General features: G+C 70.3%; 25 protein-coding genes. 11 read left to right on the forward strand and 14 right to left on the reverse strand.

What is annotated here, in order from left to right:
- Positions 1–2: 2 nt before the first annotated feature.
- Entirely contained in the window at positions 3–911 is a 909-nt protein-coding gene (locus tag QP090_RS07090) for an ABC transporter substrate-binding protein (protein ID WP_285937695.1), read from the reverse strand.
- A gap of 381 nt (positions 912–1,292) precedes the next feature.
- On the opposite strand from QP090_RS07090, the gene QP090_RS07095 reads away from it, so the two are divergent.
- Positions 1,293–2,483, forward strand: coding sequence for an NAD(P)-dependent malic enzyme (locus tag QP090_RS07095; RefSeq protein WP_285937696.1), 1,191 nt, complete (start codon positions 1,293–1,295; stop codon positions 2,481–2,483).
- A gap of 55 nt (positions 2,484–2,538) precedes the next feature.
- On the opposite strand, the gene sodX is transcribed toward QP090_RS07095, so the two are convergent.
- A complete protein-coding gene (gene sodX / locus QP090_RS07100; RefSeq protein ID WP_285937697.1) occupies positions 2,539–2,925 on the reverse strand; it encodes a nickel-type superoxide dismutase maturation protease in 387 nt (128 codons plus the stop codon).
- A gap of 152 nt (positions 2,926–3,077) precedes the next feature.
- Here sodX and sodN point away from each other — a divergent pair, with 152 nt between their 5' ends.
- The 7 genes from sodN (at position 3,078) to QP090_RS07135 (ending at position 8,869) form a co-directional block, all read left to right on the forward strand.
- Positions 3,078–3,479, forward strand: coding sequence for a superoxide dismutase, Ni (gene sodN, locus QP090_RS07105; RefSeq protein ID WP_285937698.1), 402 nt, complete (start codon positions 3,078–3,080; stop codon positions 3,477–3,479).
- Between the two features lie 123 nt (positions 3,480–3,602).
- Positions 3,603–4,073 (forward strand): GNAT family N-acetyltransferase, encoded by a 471-nt coding sequence (locus QP090_RS07110; protein ID WP_285937700.1) that lies wholly within the window; start codon positions 3,603–3,605, stop codon positions 4,071–4,073.
- A 170-nt stretch (positions 4,074–4,243) separates the two neighbouring features.
- Entirely contained in the window at positions 4,244–4,741 is a 498-nt protein-coding gene (locus QP090_RS07115; protein WP_285937701.1) for a SigE family RNA polymerase sigma factor, read from the forward strand.
- Entirely contained in the window at positions 4,738–5,700 is a 963-nt protein-coding gene (locus tag QP090_RS07120; RefSeq protein ID WP_285937702.1) for a CU044_5270 family protein, read from the forward strand. Before QP090_RS07115 ends, QP090_RS07120 begins: the two co-directional genes overlap by 4 nt.
- Positions 5,697–6,905, forward strand: a complete 1,209-nt coding sequence (locus tag QP090_RS07125) for a beta propeller repeat protein (protein WP_285937703.1) — start codon at positions 5,697–5,699, stop codon at positions 6,903–6,905. The genes QP090_RS07120 and QP090_RS07125 overlap by 4 nt, the downstream gene beginning before the upstream one ends.
- Before the next feature lie 209 nt (positions 6,906–7,114).
- The gene (locus QP090_RS07130; RefSeq protein WP_285937704.1) at positions 7,115–8,101 is read left to right on the forward strand and encodes an MBL fold metallo-hydrolase; all 987 of its coding nucleotides are present in this window, start codon (positions 7,115–7,117) and stop codon (positions 8,099–8,101) included.
- 30 nt (positions 8,102–8,131) lie between these two features.
- Entirely contained in the window at positions 8,132–8,869 is a 738-nt protein-coding gene (locus tag QP090_RS07135; RefSeq protein WP_285937705.1) for a hypothetical protein, read from the forward strand.
- On the opposite strand, the gene QP090_RS07140 is transcribed toward QP090_RS07135, so the two are convergent.
- Entirely contained in the window at positions 8,853–9,167 is a 315-nt protein-coding gene (locus tag QP090_RS07140) for a DUF1330 domain-containing protein (protein ID WP_285937706.1), read from the reverse strand. The two genes, QP090_RS07135 and QP090_RS07140, sit on opposite strands and share 17 nt — an antisense overlap.
- Before the next feature lie 79 nt (positions 9,168–9,246).
- On the opposite strand from QP090_RS07140, the gene QP090_RS07145 reads away from it, so the two are divergent.
- Positions 9,247–9,996, forward strand: coding sequence for a TetR/AcrR family transcriptional regulator (locus tag QP090_RS07145; protein WP_285937707.1), 750 nt, complete (start codon positions 9,247–9,249; stop codon positions 9,994–9,996).
- Here the strand turns inward: QP090_RS07145 and QP090_RS07150 are convergent.
- Together QP090_RS07150 and QP090_RS07155 are read right to left on the reverse strand one after the other, a co-directional pair.
- Positions 9,977–10,636: a response regulator gene (locus tag QP090_RS07150; RefSeq protein ID WP_285937708.1), complete on the reverse strand. Its 660-nt coding sequence runs from the start codon at positions 10,634–10,636 to the stop codon at positions 9,977–9,979. The genes QP090_RS07145 and QP090_RS07150 overlap by 20 nt on opposite strands.
- Positions 10,633–11,775, reverse strand: a complete 1,143-nt coding sequence (locus QP090_RS07155) for a sensor histidine kinase (protein ID WP_285937709.1) — start codon at positions 11,773–11,775, stop codon at positions 10,633–10,635. Before QP090_RS07155 ends, QP090_RS07150 begins: the two co-directional genes overlap by 4 nt.
- Before the next feature lie 165 nt (positions 11,776–11,940).
- Between QP090_RS07155 and QP090_RS07160 the strand changes: the two genes are divergently transcribed.
- Positions 11,941–13,389 (forward strand): MFS transporter, encoded by a 1,449-nt coding sequence (locus QP090_RS07160; protein ID WP_285937711.1) that lies wholly within the window; start codon positions 11,941–11,943, stop codon positions 13,387–13,389.
- Positions 13,386–13,775 carry a cupin gene (locus tag QP090_RS07165; protein ID WP_285937712.1) on the forward strand — a complete coding sequence of 130 codons (390 nt, stop codon included), beginning with the start codon at positions 13,386–13,388 and terminating at the stop codon, positions 13,773–13,775. Before QP090_RS07160 ends, QP090_RS07165 begins: the two co-directional genes overlap by 4 nt.
- A gap of 113 nt (positions 13,776–13,888) precedes the next feature.
- Here QP090_RS07165 and QP090_RS07170 read toward each other — a convergent pair whose 3' ends face one another.
- From QP090_RS07170 to QP090_RS07210, 9 genes are all read right to left on the reverse strand, one after another.
- On the reverse strand, positions 13,889–14,548 hold the full coding sequence (locus QP090_RS07170; RefSeq protein ID WP_285937714.1) for a hypothetical protein: 660 nt from the start codon (positions 14,546–14,548) through the stop codon (positions 13,889–13,891).
- Between the two features lie 188 nt (positions 14,549–14,736).
- A complete protein-coding gene (locus tag QP090_RS07175; protein ID WP_285937715.1) occupies positions 14,737–15,453 on the reverse strand; it encodes a hypothetical protein in 717 nt (238 codons plus the stop codon).
- A gap of 493 nt (positions 15,454–15,946) precedes the next feature.
- Positions 15,947–17,023, reverse strand: a complete 1,077-nt coding sequence (locus tag QP090_RS07180; RefSeq protein WP_285937717.1) for a CU044_5270 family protein — start codon at positions 17,021–17,023, stop codon at positions 15,947–15,949.
- A complete protein-coding gene (locus QP090_RS07185; RefSeq protein ID WP_285937718.1) occupies positions 17,023–17,619 on the reverse strand; it encodes an RNA polymerase sigma factor in 597 nt (198 codons plus the stop codon). Before QP090_RS07185 ends, QP090_RS07180 begins: the two co-directional genes overlap by 1 nt.
- A 694-nt stretch (positions 17,620–18,313) precedes the next feature.
- Positions 18,314–19,054, reverse strand: coding sequence for a class I SAM-dependent methyltransferase (locus tag QP090_RS07190; protein ID WP_285937719.1), 741 nt, complete (start codon positions 19,052–19,054; stop codon positions 18,314–18,316).
- A 75-nt stretch (positions 19,055–19,129) separates the two neighbouring features.
- Positions 19,130–19,327 (reverse strand): hypothetical protein, encoded by a 198-nt coding sequence (locus tag QP090_RS07195; protein WP_285937720.1) that lies wholly within the window; start codon positions 19,325–19,327, stop codon positions 19,130–19,132.
- Positions 19,328–19,415: 88 nt separating this feature from the next.
- The gene (locus tag QP090_RS07200) at positions 19,416–19,628 is read right to left on the reverse strand and encodes a DUF397 domain-containing protein (protein ID WP_432763015.1); all 213 of its coding nucleotides are present in this window, start codon (positions 19,626–19,628) and stop codon (positions 19,416–19,418) included.
- A 39-nt stretch (positions 19,629–19,667) separates the two neighbouring features.
- Positions 19,668–19,859, reverse strand: coding sequence for a DUF397 domain-containing protein (locus tag QP090_RS07205; RefSeq protein WP_285937721.1), 192 nt, complete (start codon positions 19,857–19,859; stop codon positions 19,668–19,670).
- Entirely contained in the window at positions 19,859–20,671 is an 813-nt protein-coding gene (locus tag QP090_RS07210; RefSeq protein WP_285937722.1) for a helix-turn-helix domain-containing protein, read from the reverse strand. The genes QP090_RS07205 and QP090_RS07210 overlap by 1 nt, the downstream gene beginning before the upstream one ends.
- Positions 20,672–20,853 lie beyond the last annotated feature (182 nt).

A 20,853-nucleotide genomic window follows, 5' to 3' on the forward strand; every position in this document is an offset into this window, starting at 1 on the left:
CGTCAGGGGTTGATCTTGGAGGTGGCCAGCATGCCTGTCTTCAGCCCCCACTTGTCCGCGATGCCCTTGATCGTGCCGTCCGCGATCAGCGCCTGCACCGCGCCCTGGACCGCCTCGGCGAGCTGGGCCTGCTCCTTCTTGACCACGATGCCGTAGTCGAACGGGTCGTAGGGCTCGCCCAGCGTCTCGAGCTGGCCGTTCAGCTTCTTGACCGCGTACTGGATCACCGGGCCGTCGGCCAGCATCGCGTCGTCCTTGCCGCTCGCCACGGCCGTGGTCGCCTGGTCCTGGCCCTGGTAGGGGTCGACCGAGATGGCGGGGCCGCTGGCCTTCTTGCAGGCGTCCTGGCGCTTGGGGACGTCCTCGTCGGCCTGGGTGGTGGCCTTCTGCACCGCGACCTTCTTGCCGCACGCCGCGTTGATGTCGATCTTGGCCGGGTTGCCGGTCTTGACCAGCCACTGGGTGCTGCCCTGGAAGTAGCTCACCATGTTGACCTGCTTCATGCGGTCGGGGTTGATGGTGAACGAGGAGATCGCGGCCTCGGTCTTGCCCGACTGGACGCCCGGGATGACCGAGTCGAACGGCGCCGGGGTGAAGGCGGCCTTCAGCCCGAGCTTGGCGGCCACGGCGCCGATCACGTCCGCGTCGAAGCCGATCACGGTCTTGTTGTCGCTGTCGAGGAACTCCATCGGCGCGTAGGTGGCGTCGGTGCCGACGGCGAGGGTGCCGTCGGACTTGACGTCGGCGGGGACCTTGGCGGCCAGCGCCTGGTCGGCCCCGGTCTTCGGGGTCACCGACGTCTTCGGCTCGGTGGAGTCGTCCTTCTCGCCGCACGCCGACAGCGCGAGGGCGCCCGTCAGCACGAGTGCGCCCGCCGCGACGGCGCGGCGGCGCAGAGAACCGGTGGTCACAGGTCCCCCTCCAGATCGGTTCAGTGGATCCTGGGCAGATCCGCAGTCAGGTGCACATCTTGGCGCACACCCGGCACTTTATGGATTAAGGCTCCGACACGATCGGACAACAAGGACGCCGGGGCGGATCCGCGTCGACCTGGACCGGACCCGTCTCCGCGCGGTCTTCCGCACCGTAATCTCCCTCACCGTCCGGCGGTCGCCCCGGCGCGGACGTGACGGCCGCCACCGTCCCGCTCCGCGGAACGCCGCGGAGGGTATGGCACAATCGGACAACGGGTGACCCCCGTACGTCGCGAGATGACCTCCAGGTGATTGGCAACCAGACCACACCACCGCGGCGGCATCGCCCGAAGCCAACTTTCACTGACAGGGGTCGCTGTGGCTGCCGAGCCCAATCCCACCGAACCGCATCCGTACGACGACGATCCGGCGTTCCCGCTGCACCGCGGCGGCAAGCTGGAGATGCGCTCCACCATCCCGGTGCGCAACGCCGACGACCTCTCCCTCGCCTACACCCCCGGGGTGGCGCGGGTCTGCACCGCGATCGCCGAGCACCCCGAGCTGGCCTACGACTACACCTGGACCTCCAAGGTGGTGGCCGTCGTCACCGACGGCACCGCGGTGCTCGGGCTCGGCGACATCGGCCCGGCCGCGTCGATGCCCGTGATGGAGGGCAAGTCGCTGCTGTTCAAGGAGTTCGCCGGCGTCGACTCGGTGCCGATCGCGCTCGGCTGCACCGGGGTCGACGAGATCGTCGACACGGTGATCCGGATGGCGCCCAGCTTCGGCGGGATCAACCTGGAGGACATCAGCGCCCCCCGCTGCTTCGAGATCGAGGACCGGCTCCGCGAGGCGCTGGACATCCCGGTCTTCCACGACGACCAGCACGGCACCGCGATCGTGGTCCTGGCCGCGCTCAAGAGCGCCGCGCGGCTGATCGGCAAGCCGCTGTCGGAGCTGCGCGCGGTGGTCGCCGGCGCCGGCGCGTCCGGCATCGCGGTCTCCACCATCCTGATCGAGGCCGGCATCGGCGACATCGCGCTGTCGGACAGCAAGGGCCTGATCTACGAGGGCCGCGACGGGCTCAACCCGATCAAGCGGCGGATCGCGGCGATCACCAACCGGTCCCGGCTGACCGGCTCCACCGAGGAGGCGCTGCGCGGCGCCGACGTGTTCATCGGCCTGTCCGGCAGCACCGTCCAGGAGTCGTGCATCGCGACGATGGCGCCGGACGCGATGGTGTTCGCGCTGTCCAACCCGACCCCCGAGGTCGCGCCCGAGGTCGCCCGCCGGCACGCCCGCGTCGTCGCCACCGGCCGCAGCGACTTCCCCAACCAGATCAACAACGTGCTGGCCTTCCCCGGCATCTTCCGCGGCGCGCTGGACGTGCGGGCGCACTCGATCACCGAGGGGATGAAGCTGGCGGCGGCCGACGCGCTGGCCGGCATCGTCGGCGACGACGTGACCGCCGACTACGTGATCCCCAACCCGTTCGACGAGCGGGTGGCGCCAGCGGTGACCGCCGCCGTCGCCGCGCAGGCCCGCCGCGAGGGCGTCAACCGGATCTGACCCCCTCCCGCAGCCTTCCACGGCCCGTGCCCCTACCGGGGCGCGGGCCGTCCGGCTACCGGGGCGCGGGCCGTCCGGGGGGCCGGAAGCGCGCCACGACGCGTCCCACCACGCGGTCGTCGGGGACGGCACCGAAGTCCCAGCTATCGCGGCGTCCCGGTGCCCGCTGGTTGTCGCTCTCCAGCCACCACCCGCCGGCGGTGCGGTGCGCCGCGCGCTTGACGATGAGCAGGCCCGGGTCGTCCGGGTGGAGGGCGACGACGGCGTCCCCCTCGGAGACGCGCGCCCGGTTCAGCACCAGGAGCCAGTCTCCGGGACGCAGCGCCGGGAGCATCGACTCCCCCACCACCTCCACCCGGCGCAGCCTCCTGCGGCCGGCGACGGCGATCGCGCCCGCCGCCGCGACGCAGACAGCAGCCGGAATCGGACTCCGCACGCGCATCCGCCCTCCCTCCCTCCCCCAACCTTCACCCGGCCCTCCACCCAACCTGGGCCTAGGCCGAAATACCGAGCACCCTGCGGCTACGCGGCCGAGATCACCAGAGTAATGTCAATGCCCTGAGCATGATCCGTTACGAGGGAAGGGATACGCAGGTGCTCGTCAACCTTCTGCGTCCGAAGACCACCGCTTCCGCGCACTGTGACCTGCCGTGCGGCGTCTACGACCCGGCTCAGGCCAGGATCGAGGCCGAGTCGGTCAAGGCGATCGCGGAGAAGTACGCGGCCAACCAGGACCCGGAGTTCCGGGCCCGCGCCATCGTGATCAAGGAGCAGCGCTCCAACCTGGTCAAGGAGCACCTCTGGGTGCTGTGGACCGACTACTTCAAGCCGCCGCACTTCGAGAAGTACCCGCAGCTCCACGGGCTGTTCAACGAGGCCACCAAGCTGGCCGGCGCGGCCGGCACCAAGGGCAGCGTCGACGTCAAGACCGCCGACGACCTGCTGGGCAAGATCGCTGAGATCGACGAGATCTTCAAGGCGACCAAGCAGGGCTGACCCGGCTCGCCCTGGGGGCGCGCGCCCACCAGGCGCGCCCCCGGGCCCCGCGGGGGGCCGTCCGCACGCGGACGGCCCCCCGCGGCGTCGGTGCCGGTCATCCGGCCTCGCTAGCCTGTGCACATGATCCGGCCCGCGACTTCCGACGACGTCCCCGCCATCCTCCGGCTCATCCGCGAGCTGGCCGAGTACGAGCGCGCCCTGCACGAGGCGACGGCCACCGAAGAGCAGGTGCGCGCGCACCTGTTCGGCGCCGACCCGAAGGTGTTCGCGCACGTGGCCGAGCACGAGGGCGAGGTCGTCGGGTTCGCGCTGTGGTTCCTCACGTTCTCGACCTGGCTCGGCAGCCACGGCATCTACCTCGAGGACCTGTACGTCGACCCGTCCGTCCGGGGCCGGGGGCACGGCAGGGCGCTGCTGACCGAGCTGGCCCGCATCGCGGACGACCGCGGCTACGGCCGGGTCGAGTGGTCGGTGCTCGACTGGAACACCCCGGCCATCGGCTTCTACGAGTCCCTGGGCGCCCGCCCGCAGGACGAATGGACCGTCTACCGCCTCACCGGCGACGCCCTCGCCAAGGCCGCCCGCGCCTGACGCCGGGCCCGTCCGTCCCCCGTCTGCCCCACCGGGTGAGCTCCTGCCCGGTGGGGCGGACCCGTTCCCGAAAACTTTTCCGGCACCTCCGCCCCGGCTGTGACGTAACCGGCCGCCCATGGCGTCTTGGTGAGTAGAACACCAACGGACGACGCTTGGGGAAGGGCCCGATGGCCAAAGATCCGGACGGGTTTCAGGAGTTCGCCACCACGCGCGGCGCCTCCTTGTTCCGTACCGCCCGACTGCTGTGCAACGACTGGCATCTGGCCGAGGACCTGGTGCAGACGACGCTCGGCAAGCTGTACGCGTCCTGGCGGCGTGCGCAGCGGGCGGACAACACGGAGGCGTACGCCCGCAAGGTGCTGATGCGCACCTACCTGTCCCACATGCGCAAGCGCAGCAACCGGGAGACGCCCCGGGACCAGATGCCCGACACCGCCGCCACCGGAGGCGATCAGGAACTCCGGATGACGCTGCTGGACGTCCTGGCGCGACTCTCCGCGCAGGACCGCGCCGTGCTGGTCCTGCGCTACTGGGAGGACCAGAGCGTCGAGGAGGTCGCATCGCTCCTGCGGCTGAGCAGCGGGGCGGTCCGCAACCGCAGCATGCGGGCGCTGGACCGGCTCCGCGCCGAGTTCGGCGAAGAGCTGAAGACCCTGCACCGATGACGGATGACAAGAGGGGATCGACGATGAACATGGAAGAGCAGCTCGCCGAGGAGATGCACCGGACCGCCGGCACGATGGAGCCGAGAGTCACCGACCTGGTGGACGGGGGCGTCGCGCGGGGCCGCCGCCGGCGGCTGCGCAACCGCGTGGGCGCCGCCTCGGCGGTCGCCGCGGTGACGGCCGCCGCTGTGACCGCGGGTGTGGCGACCCTCGGAGCGGGCGCGAGCGACCCGACGCGCCCGCCCGCCATGCAGATGGTGAGCGCGACGGAGGTGCTGAACAAGGCCGCGCAGTCCGTCGAGGTGCGTCCGAAGGCGATGCCGCGTCCCGACCAGTGGGTGTACGAGAAGACGCTGGAGTCCGGGATCGGCGCCGAGCACGGCAAGCGCCCGGTGACCGGCGAGCACTGGTTCCGGTGGGACGGTGCCCGCGACGCCGGTTTCCAGGGCGGCAAGCTGGTCGTCTACCGGAACACAGGCCCGCGGTCCAAGTACGGCAGGATCGGGACCCTGCCCGCCGGCTCCAAGGCCATGCGCGCCAAGTTCTACGCGGACGTGAACGCCACGAACCGCAAGGACTGGACCCACCCGGACCGGGACGGCGAGGTCTTCGGCACCGTCGCGCAGTTGCTCTGGGACACTCCGGTGGGCATCGCGCCGAAAACCCAGGCGGACCTGTACCGGGTCATCGCCACGATCCCGGGGGTCCGCGTCGACCGCAAGGTCAAGGACGGCGCGGGGCGTCCCGCCGTGGCGGTGTCGCACGGCTTCGGGGAGCAGTACCTCCTCGACCCGACGACCTACCTGATGGTCGGGCAGCGGACGGTGAGCAACGGCCACAACGCCCCGAAGTCGATCACCAAGGGCGTCGACCCCGCGTTCAAGGTCCCGAACGGCACCGTGACCTACTCGCTCACCCGGCTCACCGCGAAGGTCGTCGACAAGGCGGGCCAGCGTTGAAGACACGACGTAACGCGCTCCGGATGGCCGCCGCCGCGGCCGTCCCGGTGGCCCTGACCGCCGTCCCGTACGCCGCGTCGGCGACGCCGGCCCCCGGGGGGAAGTCCGCGTGGCAGACCTACGAGCTCCCCGCCCTGAAGGGACGCGCGGTCCTCAGCGACGTCGCGACGATGGGCCGGAACGACGCGTGGGCCGCGGGGTTCGAGGTCAGCGACGACACCGGTCCGGATCCCATCCTCGGCCAGCCTCCCCTCACCCGCCCGAGGGTGAAGGCGGACGACTGCAACGGGCGTGACAGCTTCCCCTCGATGATGCTGCGGTGGAACGGACGGGCCTGGAGCAAGGTCGCGGTGCCGCGCATGGGCCGGATCAACGCCGTCAGCGCGTCGACCGCGAAGGACGCGTGGGCCTCGACGGACTGCGGGCTGCTGCACTGGGACGGCAAGAGCTGGACGCCCACCGACTACGGGGCGATCCCCGGTGCCAGGCAGTCGTCCCCCACCACCGTCAAGACGGTCAACGAGCACGAGGCCTGGCTCGTCGGCGACTTCGACACGAAACCGGATGAGATGCGGGGCTTCGTCCAGCGGTGGGACGGCCGGCGGTGGACGAACATCGCTCTGCCCGACCTGGGCACCTACTTCAGCCTGAACAGCATCGACGCCCGCGGCCCGAACGACGTGTGGGCCGTGGGGACCGATTACGACATCGACTACGAACGGCCCGAGGGCCTGATCTTCCTGCACTGGGACGGCCGGGCCTGGAAGCAGTCGCCCGCGCCGAAGTCGGACCAGTGGACGAAGCGGCTCAGCAGCGTCCGGATCATGGGTCCGAACGACGTGTGGGCGACGGGTATGAGCAAGGTCAAGCCGGACGGGGACGAGCTGCGGCGTCCGCTCCTGATGCACTGGAACGGCCGCGAGTGGGCGACCACCCCGTCCCCGGCCGAACGCGGCGACATCTTCGATCTGGCGCGTGACGGCAGCGGGCTCCTCGCCGTCGGCGACACCTTCTCCCCCGGCCGTCCTCCCTACGAGGGGCTCGCACTGCGCTGGGACGGAAAGCGCTGGGGGTCCGACACCCTCCCCGCCACGGGCGAGTTGTCGATCTCCGGGGTGGAGTCCATCCCCGGCGGCGGCGTCTGGGCCGTCGGCGGCGTCGGCGACGACGACCACGCCCTTCCCATCATCGCCCGCCGGAACTGACGGGCAGAGTTCCCCAGGCGGGGGCGCGCCGGGTGTCCGCCCACCCGGCGCGCCCCCGCCTTCACCTGTCCCATCCGCGACCGCGACGCGGTACTGGACGGGACGGGAAATCCCGTCGTGCGCGCGGCGGGCCGGCCGCTACGATCTCCGACACTTGATCACGACGGCGGGTGAGCGCCGTCCGCGACGGTTCGTGAAAGGCGCCTCCCATGCCCCAGACTCCGGTGCGGCCGGCCGACCATCCCGAGCTGCTGGAGCGGGGACATCCGTTCCGGCAGTGGAAGACGTGGCAAATTCCCGGAACCGAGTTCACCCTCAGCGGCTATTCCCGCGCGAACGACAAGACGTTCTTCCACATCCCGGAGCTCCGATGCAGCCTCGACGCCGGGTTGTGCGAGGGACGGCAGGTGGACACGGTGTTCCTGACCCACGCCCACCACGACCATTCCAAGGACCTCGACTTTCTCGCCGCCAAGGCGTCCGGCACCGACATCTATCTGCCCGCCGAGGCGGTCCCCTACGTGGAGCGGTACCTGCGCGCGTCCGCCGAGCTGAACCACGGGGCGGCCTTCGACCCCGGCTTGGCGGAGGGCCATCGGCTGCACGGCGTGCGGCAGGACGACGAGTTCGTGTTCGGGCGCCAGGGGCATCATGTGCGGGTGGTCGAGTGCGAGCACAAGGTGCCCTGCGTGGGGTACGCCTTCTCGGAGCGGCGCAAGGCGCTGCGGCCGGAGTTCGAGGAGCTGCGGCGGTCGCTGGTGCAGGAGGGCAGGGGCGCGGAGTTCGGCCGGATCATGGCGGGCAGGCGCAAGGAGGGCGCCGAGGTCGAGCACGAGGTCCGTCGGCCGCTGTTCGCGTTCCTCGGCGACACGCATGTGAACGTGTTCGCGCGGAACCCGTGGCTGTTCGAGTATCCGGTCGTCATCACCGAGTGCACCTTCCTGGACGACACCGAGCTCGATCGCGCGGACCGGATCGGGCACACCGTGTGGAGCCGGCTCCGGCCGGTCGTCGAGGCCCATCCGGAGACCCTGTTCGTCCTGACCCATTTCAGCCTGCGCCACTCGGACCGGGACGTGCTCGCGTTCTTCCGGCGGGAGTGGGAGGAGGCGGGGGCGGCGCGGCCCGCCAACGTCCTGCTGTGGGTCCACCCGGACGGCCGGATGCCCGAGTCGCACCAGCACAGCGGATCCTGACCGGACGCACTGGAATGGGACAATAGGGACATGTCCCCCTTCTCCCCGTCCTGGATCCTGCGCAACACCGTCGCGACGGTGCTCGCCCTGCTCATCGGCCTCGCGGTGGCGGTGCTCGTCGGTCTCTTCGTGGCGGCCGAAGCACCGGGCGGCACCCGCGACCTGCGCGCCTACCAGGCGGCGCCGCGCTGCCCGGCCGCTCCGGCCGCGCCCGCCGAATGCCGCTGGACGCAGGAGTTCACCGCGTCCGGCATCGAGCTGACCTCCAGCAGGAGCAAGTCGGACCGGGTGCTCCTGACGGGCGCGGACGGCGTCAAGCGGGAGACGTTCTACTCCAACCACGCCGTCCTGACCGATCTCGAAGAGGGCGACCGGGTCACCGGCACCGTCTGGCGCGGCCTGGTGACCGAGATCGCGGCGAAGGGCGACTCCCAGAAGACCCAGGACGCCCCGGCCGACATGCGGGCGCGGCTCCTCATCATGGCGCTGATCACCATCCCCGCCGCCCTCCTCATGACGGCCGCGTGCGGCTGGCGGCTGTGCCGCCACCGCGCCGCGCCGACACCGGGCATGATCGCCACCCTGGGCCTGGCGCCCGGCCTGTTCGGCGGCGGGCTCGTCTCCGCGCTCTTCAGCGGCCCGGCCGAGAGCTTCTGGCGGACGTTGATCGCCTGGCTCGTCATCACCGCCGTCCTGGCGGCCGTGGCCCGCTTCTACGTCACCCAGAAGCGCACCCCGGCCACCGCACCGGCTACGCCGGGAGGGTGAAGCCCTCGGGCGGCGAGCCCTCGACGAACAGCATCTGCACCCGGGCCGCGTCCTTCCGGATCTCCCGGGCCTTCCGGTACTCGGGGGACTCGTACCACTCCTGGATCCGGTCCATGTCGGGGAACTCGATGACCAGGAGCCGGGAGAAGTCCCAGGTGCCCTCGACGGGCTCGGGCGTCGGGCCCGCCACCAGGTAGCGGCCCCCGTGGCCGAGGATGGACGGCTGGGCCACGGCGGCGTAGGCCAGGCCGGCCTCCTGGTCGAGCACGTCGACTCCGACGATGGCGTAAGCGGGCATGATGTTTCCCTGCTTCCTTTGGACACGGCGTGTACTTCTGACACGCTGGAGACTAATGCACTCCTGTATCCTGCACAACGTGACCAAGGACGAGGGCGGACGCGGCGGGGCCGTGCTGAGCCGCCGCGAGCGGCTGCGGGCGGAGACGAGCCTGGAGATCGAGACCATCGCGCTGCGGCAGCTGGCCGAGGAGGGGCCCGGGGCGATCTCGCTGCGCGGCATCGCCCGCGAGATGGGGATGACGCCACGCGCGATCTACAGCTACTTCCCCACCCGGGACGACCTGATCACGGCACTGATCAGCGGGATCGGCGCCTCGCTCGCGGAGGCGCTGGAGACCGCCGGCGACGCCGTGCCGGGCACCGATCCCGGCGGCAGGCTGCTGGCCTGGGGCCGGGCCCTGAGGGAGTGGGCGCTGGCCCACCCGGAGGGCTTCCGGCTCTTCTACGGCCGCCCCGTCCCCGGTTACCAGCCCCCCGAGGACGGGCCGGTGGACGTGTCGGCCCGCCGGGTGTGCAGCGGCCTCACCCGCCTGGTGGCCGACGCGTGGCCGCACGCCCGGCGGCACCAGCCCGAGGACACCTCCTGGTCCGACCTCCACCCCGACTACGTCGCGAAGATCCAGGCGGACCTCCCGGACGTGCCCCCCGCCGCGGCGGCGCTCGCGCTGCGCGTCTGGGGCCGCATGCACGGCCTGGTCGCCCTGGAGATCGACGGCCACATCCACCCCGTCGCGGGCAATCCGGCCGCACTGCACCGCGCCGAGATGGTCGACCTGGTCAGGTCGCTCGGCCTGCCGCCGGACGGGGTCAGCCGCGCCGCGGAGTGACCAGGCCGGACTCGTAGGCGAACACCACGAGCTGGGCGCGGTCCCGGGCGTGCAGCTTGGTCATCGCCCTGCTGACGTGCGTCTTCGCGGTGGTCGGGCTGATCACCATGTGGGCGGCGATCTCGTCGTTGGACAGGCCGCGGGCCACCAGCGCGGTGACCTCGCGCTCGCGGTTGGTCAGCACGCCGAGCCCCTCGGGCGCGGGCTGGGGGCGGCGGGCGACGTACTCGCCGATCAGGCGGCGGGTGATCGCGGGGGACAGCAGCGCGTCGCCGCGGGCCGCGACCCTGACGCCCTGGAGCAGGTCGGCGGGCTCGGTGTCCTTGACCATGAAGCCGCAGGCGCCGGCGCGGAGCGCGTTGAAGACGTACTCGTCGAGGCCGTAGTTGGTGAGGATCACGACGTGCACGCCGGCCAGCCGCTCGTCGGCGGCGATCAGCCGGGTCGCCTCGATGCCGTCCATCACCGGCATCTGGATGTCGACGAGGGCGACGTCGGGCCGGTGCTCGCGGGCGAGCGCGACGCCCCGCTCGCCGTTCGCGGCCTCGGCCACCACCTCGATGCCGTCCTCGATCTCCAGCAGGGCCCGGAAGCCGCCGCGGATGAGCGCCTGGTCGTCCACGAGCAGCACGCGGATCACGCGGGTCCCCCCAGGGGAAGCTCGGCGCGCACGGTGAAGCCGCCCTCGGGGCGGGGCTCGGCGCGCAGCCGGCCGCCGAGCGCCGCGACGCGCTCGCGCATGCCGAGCAGCCCAGTGCCGGGCACGGGCGGCGCGTCCGGGTCGGCCTCGCCGTCATCGTCGATCCGCACGACCAGCTCCCCGTCCGCGTAGTCGATGCGCACCGCCGCGCCCGCCCCGCCGGCGTGCCTGGAGACGTTGGTGAGCGCCTCCTGGACGATCCGGTACGCGGCCCGGTCCGTCTCGGCCGGCAGGTCCCGCCGCGTGCCGGAGATCGTCACCGTGGCCGCCAGCCCGGTCGAGCGGGCCCGTTCCACCAGGTCGTCGAGCCGGTCGAGCCCGCTGGCCAGGGCCTCGCCGTCGGGGTGGTCGGAGTCGCGCAGCACCTCCAGGGTGGCGCGCAGCTCGCGCATGGCGTCGCCGCTGGCGTCCTGGATGGCCAGCAGCGCGGGGGGCACGTCCTCGCCGCGCTTGCGCGCCACGTGGACGGCCACCCCGGCCTGGACCTTGATGATCGAGATGCTGTGGGTGAGCGAGTCGTGCAGTTCCCTGGCGATGCGCAGCCGCTCCTCGCCCGCGCGGCGCCCGGCCGCCTCCTCGCGGGTGCGCTCGGCCTCGGCGGCCCGCCGCTCGGCCTCCTCCAGGTACGCCTGCCGGTGCCGGGCCACCGTCGCCGCCACACCGGCCGCCACGAACCAGCCGACCAGCAGTGAGGTGTCCTGGAGACTCCGCACGGCTCCGTCGTCGCCGATCAGGTCCGCCACCAGCCCGGCGCTCAAGAAGGCCGTGCCCGCCAGCGCCGCGGCCAGCCGGTGGCGGGCGCTCACCGCGGCGAACACCGCGGCCAGCACGGGGAACGCGGCGGTCGGGCCCGGCTGGATGTGCACCGCGACCACGAGCATGCAGACCGTGCTGACGAGCAACGCCACCAGCGGCGCCGGTTGCCGGGCGACGAGCACGAGCGAGCCGGCGAGGACGGCCACGAGATCCAGCACGCCCCCGTCCGGCGTGACGGACACGACGACCGAGAGCAGGACGGCCAGCACCGCGGCGAGCAGGCCGTCCTGGGCGAGCGGACGCCACCGCTCCATCAACCTCATTCATGAAGGTTATGGCCGTTTTCGCCGGAACTCCTCCGCAGCAAGTCGGAACACCTCACTACTCCCAGCGCAGTAGTGGGGCCGAACCTACTTCCCCGGTGCCGGGCGGAGGAGTCTCCCCGGGCACGATGACCACCGACCGGCCCGGAAAGCACGATGTCCGGCATGTACACAATCCGAGTCAAGGACGCCCGTCCCGGGCTCACCCTCGCCGTGGTGGCCGTCGTGCAGTTCATGGTGTCGCTGGACCTGTCGGTGGTGAACGTCGGCCTCCCGCAGATCGCCGCCGGCCTCGGCTTCAGCGAGGTGGGCCTGACCTGGGTGATCCACGCCTACGCGCTCACCTTCGGCGGGCTGCTCCTGCTGGGCGGCAAGGCCGCCGACCGGTACGGCCGCAAGCGGGTCCTGCTGCTCGGGCTCGGCCTGTTCGGCCTCGCCTCCCTCCTCGGCGGCTTCGCGCAGGCACCCGGCCATCTGGTCGCCGCCCGCGTCGCGCAGGGCATCGGGGCCGCCGCGCTGGCCCCGGCCGCGCTGTCGCTGCTGACCGCGACGTTCCCCACGGGCCGGGCCCGCGTCCGGGCCTTCGGCATATGGAGCGCGATGAACGCCGCCGGAGGCGCCTTCGGCGTCCTGATCGGCGGCCTGCTCACCGAGTACGCGAGCTGGCGCTGGGTGATGTTGGTGAACGTGCCGATGGCCGCCGGCGCGCTGGCCCTGGCCTGGCGCGGTGTCGCCGCCGGCCCGCCCCCGGCCCGCGGCGGCCGTCCGGACGTGCTCGGCGCCGTCCTGGCCACGGCGGGCATGACCCTGCTGGTGTTCGGCATCGTCCGCACCGACCGGTACGCGTGGACCTCGCCGGTCACCCTGACGACCCTGGCCGCCGCCGCCGTACTGCTGGCCGCCTTCGTCCTCGTCGAGCGCACCACGACCCGCGACCCGCTGATCCGGCTCGGCCTGTTCGCCAACCGCTCGGTCGCCGGCGTGAACGCCTACAACCTCCTGGCCGGCGCGGCCTTGAGCTCGGCCTTCTACTTCATCTCCCTCTACCTGCAACGAGTCCTCGGGACGGGGCCGGCGCTGACCGGGGTCATGTTCCTGCCGCTGGCCCTCGGCGCGATCGCCGGCGCCGTGCTCGCCGTCAGGCTCGGCTACCGCCTCGCTCCCCGGACCCTGCTCGGCATCGGCGGGCTGCTGGCCGCGACCGGGTTCGCCTGGCTCGGCCTGATCAGCCCGGACGGCGCCTTCAGCACCGACGTCCTCGTGCCCTCGATCATCGTCAGCGTCGGCCTGGGGATCTGCCTCGGACCGATCGTCTCCCTCGCCACCACCGGCGTCGCGCTCCACGAGACCGGCACCGCCTCCGGCCTGCTCAACAGCTCACGCCAGATCGGCGCCTCGCTCGGACTGGCCGCCCTCGGCACCGTCGCGCACAACCGCACCGGCCAGGCCACGACACCCGAGGCCCTCAACGCCGGGTACGCGCTCGCCCTGACCCTCGGCGCCGCGCTCCTGCTCACCGCCGTCCTCATCGCCCTCACCGTCCTGCCCCGGACCGGCCCGCCGGCACCCGCCGAGCACACCGACGACCACCACAAGAAGGACGTCCCGGCATGACCGTCACCCCGATCGACCTCTTCGCGTCCGCCGTCCACCTTCACCAGGACGGTCAGGTGCGCGCCAAGAAGAGAACCGTGGACTCCGAGCCGGACGGCTGGCAGCTCGTGGCCTTCCATGCCAAGAGCGACGCCGACGTCCACGCCGACCACTGGGAGGTCCACCCCGAGGCCGAGGAGATCGTGTCGTGCCTGATCGGGAAGATCCGCCTCTGCCTCCGTCCGGAACGGCCGGGGGAAGCGGAGGAAGAGATCAGGCTGCCGGCCGGAACCGCCGCCATCGTCCCGCGCGGACGATGGCACCGCATCGAGCTGGACGTCCCCAGCAGCGTCATGGCCGTCACCCTGCCGCGCGGCAGCCGGCTGGAGAAGCGCACCGAAGCCTGATCGGCGCCTGATCCGCCGGGATCGCGTTCGGGAGGCCCCTGGCTCCACGGGGGCCTGGAGCTCGACCTGCACTGGTCCGTCCGGTGAGCACCTTCGAGGCGATGTCGGAAGGGTCAGCGAGCCCACCGGCGGGTGTATTCGATATGAATCTCTCGCCCACCGCCCACCAGAGGGTCCCCGAGCTCTGTGCAGTAGTGGAGGTTGAAGTCCTGCCGCAGCTCGGCAGGGGGACGGTAGTCGTGGCCGCGCTTGACGATATCGAAGAACAGGCCCGCCGTTTCACGGAACACCTTCGCACTTCCGACCATGAACAGCGACTCGGCGTGGACGTGCTGGTGGAACACGTCACGATGCCCTCGGTGACGGCGGGCGTCGTAGTCAATGGCACTATCGCCGGGCAGGTCATTCACAGAGACCCGCACCGTACTTTTTGCTCCGCACCCGAGACGTCCTCGCAACCGTTTCCAGTGATGCGGCTTGAACTGTAGCGAATGGTGGAGCAGCACCAGATCAAGAGGGGGCTCTTCCGGTGGGGATCCGCCCGCCGGAAGCGCACCGCCGCGGAGGGGCAGGTAGATCAGCGAGCGCGGTGAGCGTGCGGCCAGCAGCCACAGCATGCCGATATATCGCGCGGCGCCCGCGTCCACGTTCATCTGCAACCCGCCCCGCGCGGGATCCCGACCGACGAGTCGCGCACGGGTGAGCGGGTCGGCCGCGCGGATGATCCGGAACTCCTCCAGTCCGAGCCGGACGCGATGAACGGTGGTCCTCATAGGCACTATTCTTATCAAAACACCGCCGACTGCCACGACTCGCCAGTGATGAACTGGCAAGAGAGCCGCTCTGCCCGATCCCATAAGCGCTGTCCCGTGATCGATCTCGGGTGCTTGGCAGCGCAGGGCTTGGAGGTTGAGGCTACGCGCCTTGAAGGAGATGCAAAATGGTCCCAGGGCGGTGTGGATCAGGACGCCAGCGCGGCCGTCACACGGGCGAGCCGCTCCGCCGGCAGGGCGAATTTGTTGGTGGGGTTGCGGTATGAGTAGTGGCCGTCGTTGATCCATTGGCCGTCGTTGGTCGTCGTCCAGTGGGTGGGACCACAGGGGCCCTGGTCTTCCAGCAGGGTGGCCGCGAGTTGTTCGGGGTTCTCGACGGCGGTGCGGGCGCGTAGCGCGGCTGCCAGGCGCTCGGCTGCTACGTCGGGCACGGCCAGGTCCGCGAACGCGGGCAGCAGGAGAAGCAGCCGGCTGTCAGGGTCGGTGGTCGAGCCACCGTCCAGGCTGTTGCCTGCAGCTGCTGTCAGCTCGGGCCAGGACAGGCCAGGGCCCATGAAGTGGCCGTCATTTCTGGCGATGAGTTCAGCGCGGTCCCAGTCGGGATGGCGCAGGAGGTAGTCGGTGCCCCTGTCGCCCTCAAGGTTGCGGTAGATGATGTGCAGACGACCGGCGGCGACGGGGACAGTGAAGGTCGGCCAGTCCAAGCGCCCGGACAACTGGCGGTGGAAGTCCTCCGCGGCGTCGTAGTCCGCACCGAACAAGAGTTCCTCGGCCTCCTCACTGTGCACGCAGGGGTAGAGGTGTCCCAGCCAGAACAAGGGCTCGTTGAGAAGCTCGGGAAGGTGAGCGAGCGGGCCGCCCTGGTAGCCCGGGATCTGGTCCGGATGCATGTCTGCGCTGTTCATCACGGGCTCATCATGCCGGTGGCCCATGTGATCACTGGAGATGGGAGGCCGCGGGAGACTCAGTCGCCATGGTTCGGAGCATCACCGCGGCTGATCCTGCTCCTTTTGCGGGACATGCCTCAGCCCACGTCCCCGGTGGCGGACTCACCCGTGCGGGGGATCTGGTCGACTCTGTGAGGGGAGTCGGGCGAGTCGCTGGACCGGCAGCATCGTGGTCATGAGCTTGACTGTTTCGGATGTTCCGCCTCCTACCAGCGCCGTCGGCGCTGTCTGCGGGCTGAGGTCGAGCCGGCGGGCCACCCGGTGTCAAGAGACGTGCACTCCGGTTGACGGAGCGGACGGGCGACGAAGGCTCGTGCCGGGCAGCGTCCTACGACGGTCAGCGGAACGGACTCGCGACCCGGCCGAAGTCATCGGGGCGGGATGAGTACGAGCGTGCCCCTGGTGATCGAGTCATCTCGATCACCAGGGGCACGCCGCCGTTCGCTGGGGATCAGGGGTGGGAGTTCGTCCAGCCGGCCTCGATCACGGAGGACGAGGTCTGGATCTCCCCGGTCTTGATACCGGTCCCGTGGAGGCCGTCGCCGTTGTTCAGCGCGACGCTGTAACTCGTCAGCGCCCGCCCGGCGGCCGGGTCGACGATCAACCGCGTCTCGACGGCCTCGGCGTCGCGGCTGACCTTCAGCGCGACGGCCGTGCCCTTGCGGCCGAGCGGGTCGGTGAGCTCACCGAGGGTCCGGACGGAGGGCAGCTCCGCGATCATCCGGAACGCCGCCGCCCGCACCCTGGGGGGTGCCGGGGCCTCTGACACCAGGCCCGTCCCGAGCTCGAACACCTTCTCGTCGCCGGCCTTGTAGCCGAGGAGGCGATTCAGGGCCTCCCGCAGCCGGACCGGGTCGGTGGGCAGGTCGGCGATCTGCTGGAACGTGACTTTCTTGCCGTCAAAGTTGACGAACGAGTAGTTGAGGTCTCCCGTCTCGATCTTGCGGCGGCCGGGCTTGAGCATCGTCGTGCAGTCGCCGTCACCCGGCGCGGGCATGAGGAAGTCCGGGCACTTGAGGCGCTTCCAGGCGTCCTCGTCGGCCTTGATCACCGGCTCCATCCCGAGGTTGGTCGTCGCGCTCCAGTCCTTCCTTTCGGGGTTCGGCGAGGCCCAGTACTCGAGTTGTTTCCGCTCGTACATCCGGAACCGGGGCGGCCCGTCGTCGCTGGTGGCCAGACTGCCCAACAAGAACTTGGAGTTCGTGACGGTGTGCCAGTAGCGGCCGGTGGTCTCGGGCTGCCGCTGCGCCTTCTCGGCGGCACTGAGCAGGACGGTACGGGCGGACATGCCGTCCTGCGGGCCGTCGCCGGGGTCCCCGCCCAGCAGGGTGATGCCGACCGCCGCCGCGACGCCGCCCGCGAGCAGGGCGCCGAGAACGGGACGGCGATAGGACCGCCGGGGCCGCCGCCGCGGTGCTTCGGCGCCGGTCGCCAGCGCGCCCAGCCGGGCGCGGATGGACTCCTCCATCGCGGCCGGCATCGGCGGCGTGCCGGCCCGCCACTCCTTGATCATTTTGAGGTCGTTCATCACATCTGCTCCTTCACCGGGTCCGTCTCACCGAGCGCCGCGCGCGCCTTGCGCCGCGCCCGGTGCAGCCGCGAGCGCACCGTGCCGACCTTCAGGTCCAGCGCCGCCGCGACCTCCTCGTAGGTCAGGTCGCCCCACGCGACCAGCAGCAGCACGTCGCGGTCACCACGTGACAGCTTTCTCAGCGCGCCCGCCAGGCGGCGCTCCTCGACCTGCGCGGCGACCCGGGTGACCACGACGTCGGCCATCGGCTCGGGCAGCGGGTCCAGCCCGGTGCGCTGGAACGTGCGGTAGTAGCGCTCCTCGGCGCGCCGGTGGCGGGCGATCAGGTTCGTCGCGATGCCATAGAGCCAGGGCCGCGCCATCGACCGCGTCCGGTCATAGGAGGAACGACCGCGGAAGGCGATGAAGAACGTCTCGGCGACGATGTCCTCAGCGGCGTGGCCTCCCAGCCGCCGGGCGGCATAGTCGTAGATCCGGCGGCCGTGCCGGTCGAACAGCGCCGAGAACCATTCCGGCTCCTCGAGCGACAGCGTGATCAGTTCCGCGTCGTCAAGCTCCTGAGCCCTGCCGGGATCGATCGCCGCGGCCGTCATGGGAGCTCTCTCTGCGAACGCGTCATGGCATCCCTTCAGCCGGAGGTAGGTCACTCACGCTGGTTGTTCTCAAAAACCCACGGATGGGTTCACGCGAAGCCGCGGCGACCGCCCCGACACGGCCGCGCCGATCGCCTCCACGCTGGGTACGCCGCAGCCGCTGGAAGCTGCTCGTGCCTCAGCTCGGCGGGTTCTCCATCCCGCTGGACGCGTCCGCCCTGCGATCATCGCAGGTGGGGCGGTGGCGGCAGTCTTCCCCCGGCCCTGTGAAGGCGGTGGCCGGGCGCGGCACTTGGGTCGTGGGCGTCTTCGACGCGAAGCCGGATGAGATGCGGGGATTCGTTCAGCACGGGACGGCCATACCGGCCCCTCCCCCGCCCGGCGTGACCGCCCTCAGCTCACGCAGGGCCCCGCACATTGATGCCGCGTGCGTCATTGACGTGTTAGATCTGGATCCTGGGCATCTCATGCCCGTGATTCGGAATCCATGGAGATCAGCCGATTACAAGATCAACGTTGCCTGACAAGGCACTAGATCAAACGTGTGATCTCGTGCGCGTCGCATGCGCCTGACGGGGGTAAGAGCCTCGACAGCTTCGCGCTAATCTGGAGCCGTGCCATAAATTCGACACAATCAGCTAATCTGAACGCCGCAGACTCGATGGTAAACATTCACGTCTCGGTGCGGCGGTGTTTACGGCTTGTGGGTTATCCAGAGCATTTCTGCTGGCCAGTGGTGTGCCCAGTCAGGCGGGTCGGTTTCGTTGTAGCCGTTAAGTGTTCCGGGTTCGGGCCGCGGCTCGATAAGGTCGTCGATGACGAGCCCCGCGCCGCGCAGGGTCTTGATCCAGTCGCCGTAGGTGAGCTGATAGCTGGCCGCGCCGTCGTCTTCGGCGATGGTGTTCAGCCCGAAGTAGTCGTGGTTCAGCGTAGTGGTCACGCGGCGGGCGTCGTCGTCGTAGCAGGCTTCGAACCATGGGCTGGCGGCGTTGAACACCAGGCGCCCGCCGCGGCGCAGGACGCGTGCGGCCTGCGGGACGGCCAGGTGCGGGGGCGCCCAGCTAAGCCCGCCATGGTCGCAGAACACCAGGTCGAAGCTGCCGGCGGCGAACGGGAGCAGTTCGGCGGCGCCTTGCACCAGCGGGTAGCGGGCGGCTCCCATCGCGCGGGCTGCTGCGGCGAGTTGGGCTTCGGACAGGTCGAGCCCGACCACGGTGGCGCCCTCGGCGGCGAGCGACCTGGACCACTGGCCGGCGCCGCAGCCGAGTTCGAGGACGCGCTTGCCGGTAACGTCGCCCAGGGCGTGCAGGTGCGCGTCGGGGATGGCGTACATGCCCCACAGCCGGGGCGCGGCGCCGATCTGCGGGTCGTGCTCGTGCTGGTAGGCGCGACTGATCTGGTTCCAGTACTGCCGGTTGGCGGGGATGCTGTCCACATGCCGACTCCAGCACTTCCTGCCGGGGGCGGTCAACACGATTAGGGCACGGGCCGAGATCATTGCCGTCGTGGATCACACCGCGCACGTATATTCCGGCGAGCAATCCAGCGGATGCGCGATGTCGGGCACGGGCTGTCCCTGCGCCGACATCAGCACCACGATCGCCCGCCGCAGCTGCACCGGATCTTTGGCCGTCCGCCCGATCCGCTGCAACCGCCGGCCCCCGGCCATCGACACAGGACAGACGAACACCTCCGGGAGACGCCCCACCACAGCACCTCCGAGTCTCGACTCGAAAGCAGCCTGGGCCGCATCCACCTAAAGACCAATTACCCGAAGAACGTTTCTGGACGAGGCACTAGCGAAGGTCTAGCTCGCCGAACTTGATCCGGCCGACGATCGAGGCCAGGTCGCGCCTGGCGACCGACAGGTGGGGGCCCGAGGGGTTCTTGCTGTCACGGATACCCACAGCCGCATCCAGGTCCGCCAACTCGACGCACTCCGTGGTGCCGCCACCACCGCTGTAGCTGCTCTTGCGCCATCGGGGGGCAGGAACGTCCATCACGACCATGTCCTCTCCATCCACATCCACACCAGAGCCACTCCCCTGCTAGCGGATCTCCAGCTCGCCGGACTTGACCCGTCCAACGAGCGCGGCCAGATCGCGTCTGGCGACCGACAGGTGCGGACCCGAGGGGTTCCTACTGTCACGGATGCCCACAGCCGCGTCCAGATCCGCAAGCTCGACGCACTCCGTGGTGCCGCCGCTTCCACTGTGGCTGCTCTTCCGCCAGATGGTCACTACTTCTCACCCATCTTCGCTATGTGCTCGCGGGTCTGGTCTTCGCTCCAGGCCCGTGCCGCGATCCGTTCGAATCGTACTGCCACGCCAGCCACCTCTGTCTGGTCGTCGATGACCCGGCCGACGTCGAGCGCCGTGCCGGAGAATGCGGCCAGTCGGCGATTGGGCAGTTCGAAGCACCAAAATGACCCGTCCACCCCGATGTTCGGCGTGGCGCTCAACGGAAGCATGCGAATGGATACGTTCGGCAGGCGCTCCAGCTCCAGGAGCCGGTTGTACTGCTCCCGCATTACTTCGGGAGGACCCATGGGCCGGAGGGCCATCTCGTCCAGCACCAGCCAGATCTCGGGGTCACCGTCGAGGATCCGCGCCTGGATCTCCATCCGTTTCGCGACAGCGGATTCGACATCGTCGATCAGCCTGGCCGCGTAGCCCGCTCCCAGCAGCCCCCGGGCGTAGTCCTCGGTCTGGAACGGGAGCGGGATCAGGTTGTTGGAGAAGATCCGCAGGACGGACGCCTGGATCTGGTAGCGCAAGAGTCGCGCCGGCCAGTTCAGGTCCGGGCCCCACTTCGCGTAGACGAGCATGATCGAGAACAGCCCGCCGATATTCCATGCCTCATCGAGCGATTCGCACTGCTTTTCGTCGAGTTGTTTCGTCCCCGCCTCGTACTTGGAAATTTGGCTGTAGGTACAGCCGATGATCTCGCCCACCTGAGTCTGGGTCATGCGGTGCCGCATTCGAAGAAACCGCAGGTAGTAGGCCATGAACGCGTAGAGCGAAGTCTTCGGTTCCGGCGACTTTCTGACCATGATCGATCAACCTCCGCTGTCCCGTGGTTTTTCCAAATGTGCTGGCAAACGTGACAAGCGTAGGGCGCTGGACCGAGCCTGTGACGCGGAACACAGCAATTGATCCGGCGGCGGGCCCTTCTCTCCCTCCGGCGGAGGAGACCCGAAGAGGGCGGAACTCATGAATGTGAATAGGTCTCGGT

This window comes from Actinomadura xylanilytica (genome assembly GCF_030283145.1).
In the GTDB taxonomy this organism is placed as follows: domain Bacteria; phylum Actinomycetota; class Actinomycetes; order Streptosporangiales; family Streptosporangiaceae; genus Spirillospora; species Spirillospora xylanilytica.

Excerpts from the sequence above, each read along its gene's own strand:
- sodX (WP_285937697.1), bottom strand. The coding sequence starts at position 2,925 with ATGCGCGTGCGGAGTCCGATTCCGGCTGCTGTCTGCGTCGCGGCGGCG.
- QP090_RS07110 (WP_285937700.1), top strand. The coding sequence starts at position 3,603 with ATGATCCGGCCCGCGACTTCCGACGACGTCCCCGCCATCCTCCGGCTC.
- QP090_RS07115 (WP_285937701.1), top strand. The coding sequence starts at position 4,244 with ATGGCCAAAGATCCGGACGGGTTTCAGGAGTTCGCCACCACGCGCGGC.
- QP090_RS07120 (WP_285937702.1), top strand. The coding sequence starts at position 4,738 with ATGACGGATGACAAGAGGGGATCGACGATGAACATGGAAGAGCAGCTC.
- QP090_RS07130 (WP_285937704.1), top strand. The coding sequence starts at position 7,115 with ATGCCCCAGACTCCGGTGCGGCCGGCCGACCATCCCGAGCTGCTGGAG.
- QP090_RS07135 (WP_285937705.1), top strand. The coding sequence starts at position 8,132 with ATGTCCCCCTTCTCCCCGTCCTGGATCCTGCGCAACACCGTCGCGACG.
- QP090_RS07140 (WP_285937706.1), bottom strand. The coding sequence starts at position 9,167 with ATGCCCGCTTACGCCATCGTCGGAGTCGACGTGCTCGACCAGGAGGCC.
- QP090_RS07155 (WP_285937709.1), bottom strand. The coding sequence starts at position 11,775 with ATGAGGTTGATGGAGCGGTGGCGTCCGCTCGCCCAGGACGGCCTGCTC.
- QP090_RS07160 (WP_285937711.1), top strand. The coding sequence starts at position 11,941 with ATGTACACAATCCGAGTCAAGGACGCCCGTCCCGGGCTCACCCTCGCC.
- QP090_RS07165 (WP_285937712.1), top strand. The coding sequence starts at position 13,386 with ATGACCGTCACCCCGATCGACCTCTTCGCGTCCGCCGTCCACCTTCAC.
- QP090_RS07170 (WP_285937714.1), bottom strand. The coding sequence starts at position 14,548 with ATGAGGACCACCGTTCATCGCGTCCGGCTCGGACTGGAGGAGTTCCGG.
- QP090_RS07175 (WP_285937715.1), bottom strand. The coding sequence starts at position 15,453 with ATGAACAGCGCAGACATGCATCCGGACCAGATCCCGGGCTACCAGGGC.
- QP090_RS07180 (WP_285937717.1), bottom strand. The coding sequence starts at position 17,023 with ATGAACGACCTCAAAATGATCAAGGAGTGGCGGGCCGGCACGCCGCCG.
- QP090_RS07185 (WP_285937718.1), bottom strand. The coding sequence starts at position 17,619 with ATGACGGCCGCGGCGATCGATCCCGGCAGGGCTCAGGAGCTTGACGAC.
- QP090_RS07200 (WP_432763015.1), bottom strand. The coding sequence starts at position 19,628 with ATGGTCGTGATGGACGTTCCTGCCCCCCGATGGCGCAAGAGCAGCTAC.
- QP090_RS07210 (WP_285937722.1), bottom strand. The coding sequence starts at position 20,671 with ATGGTCAGAAAGTCGCCGGAACCGAAGACTTCGCTCTACGCGTTCATG.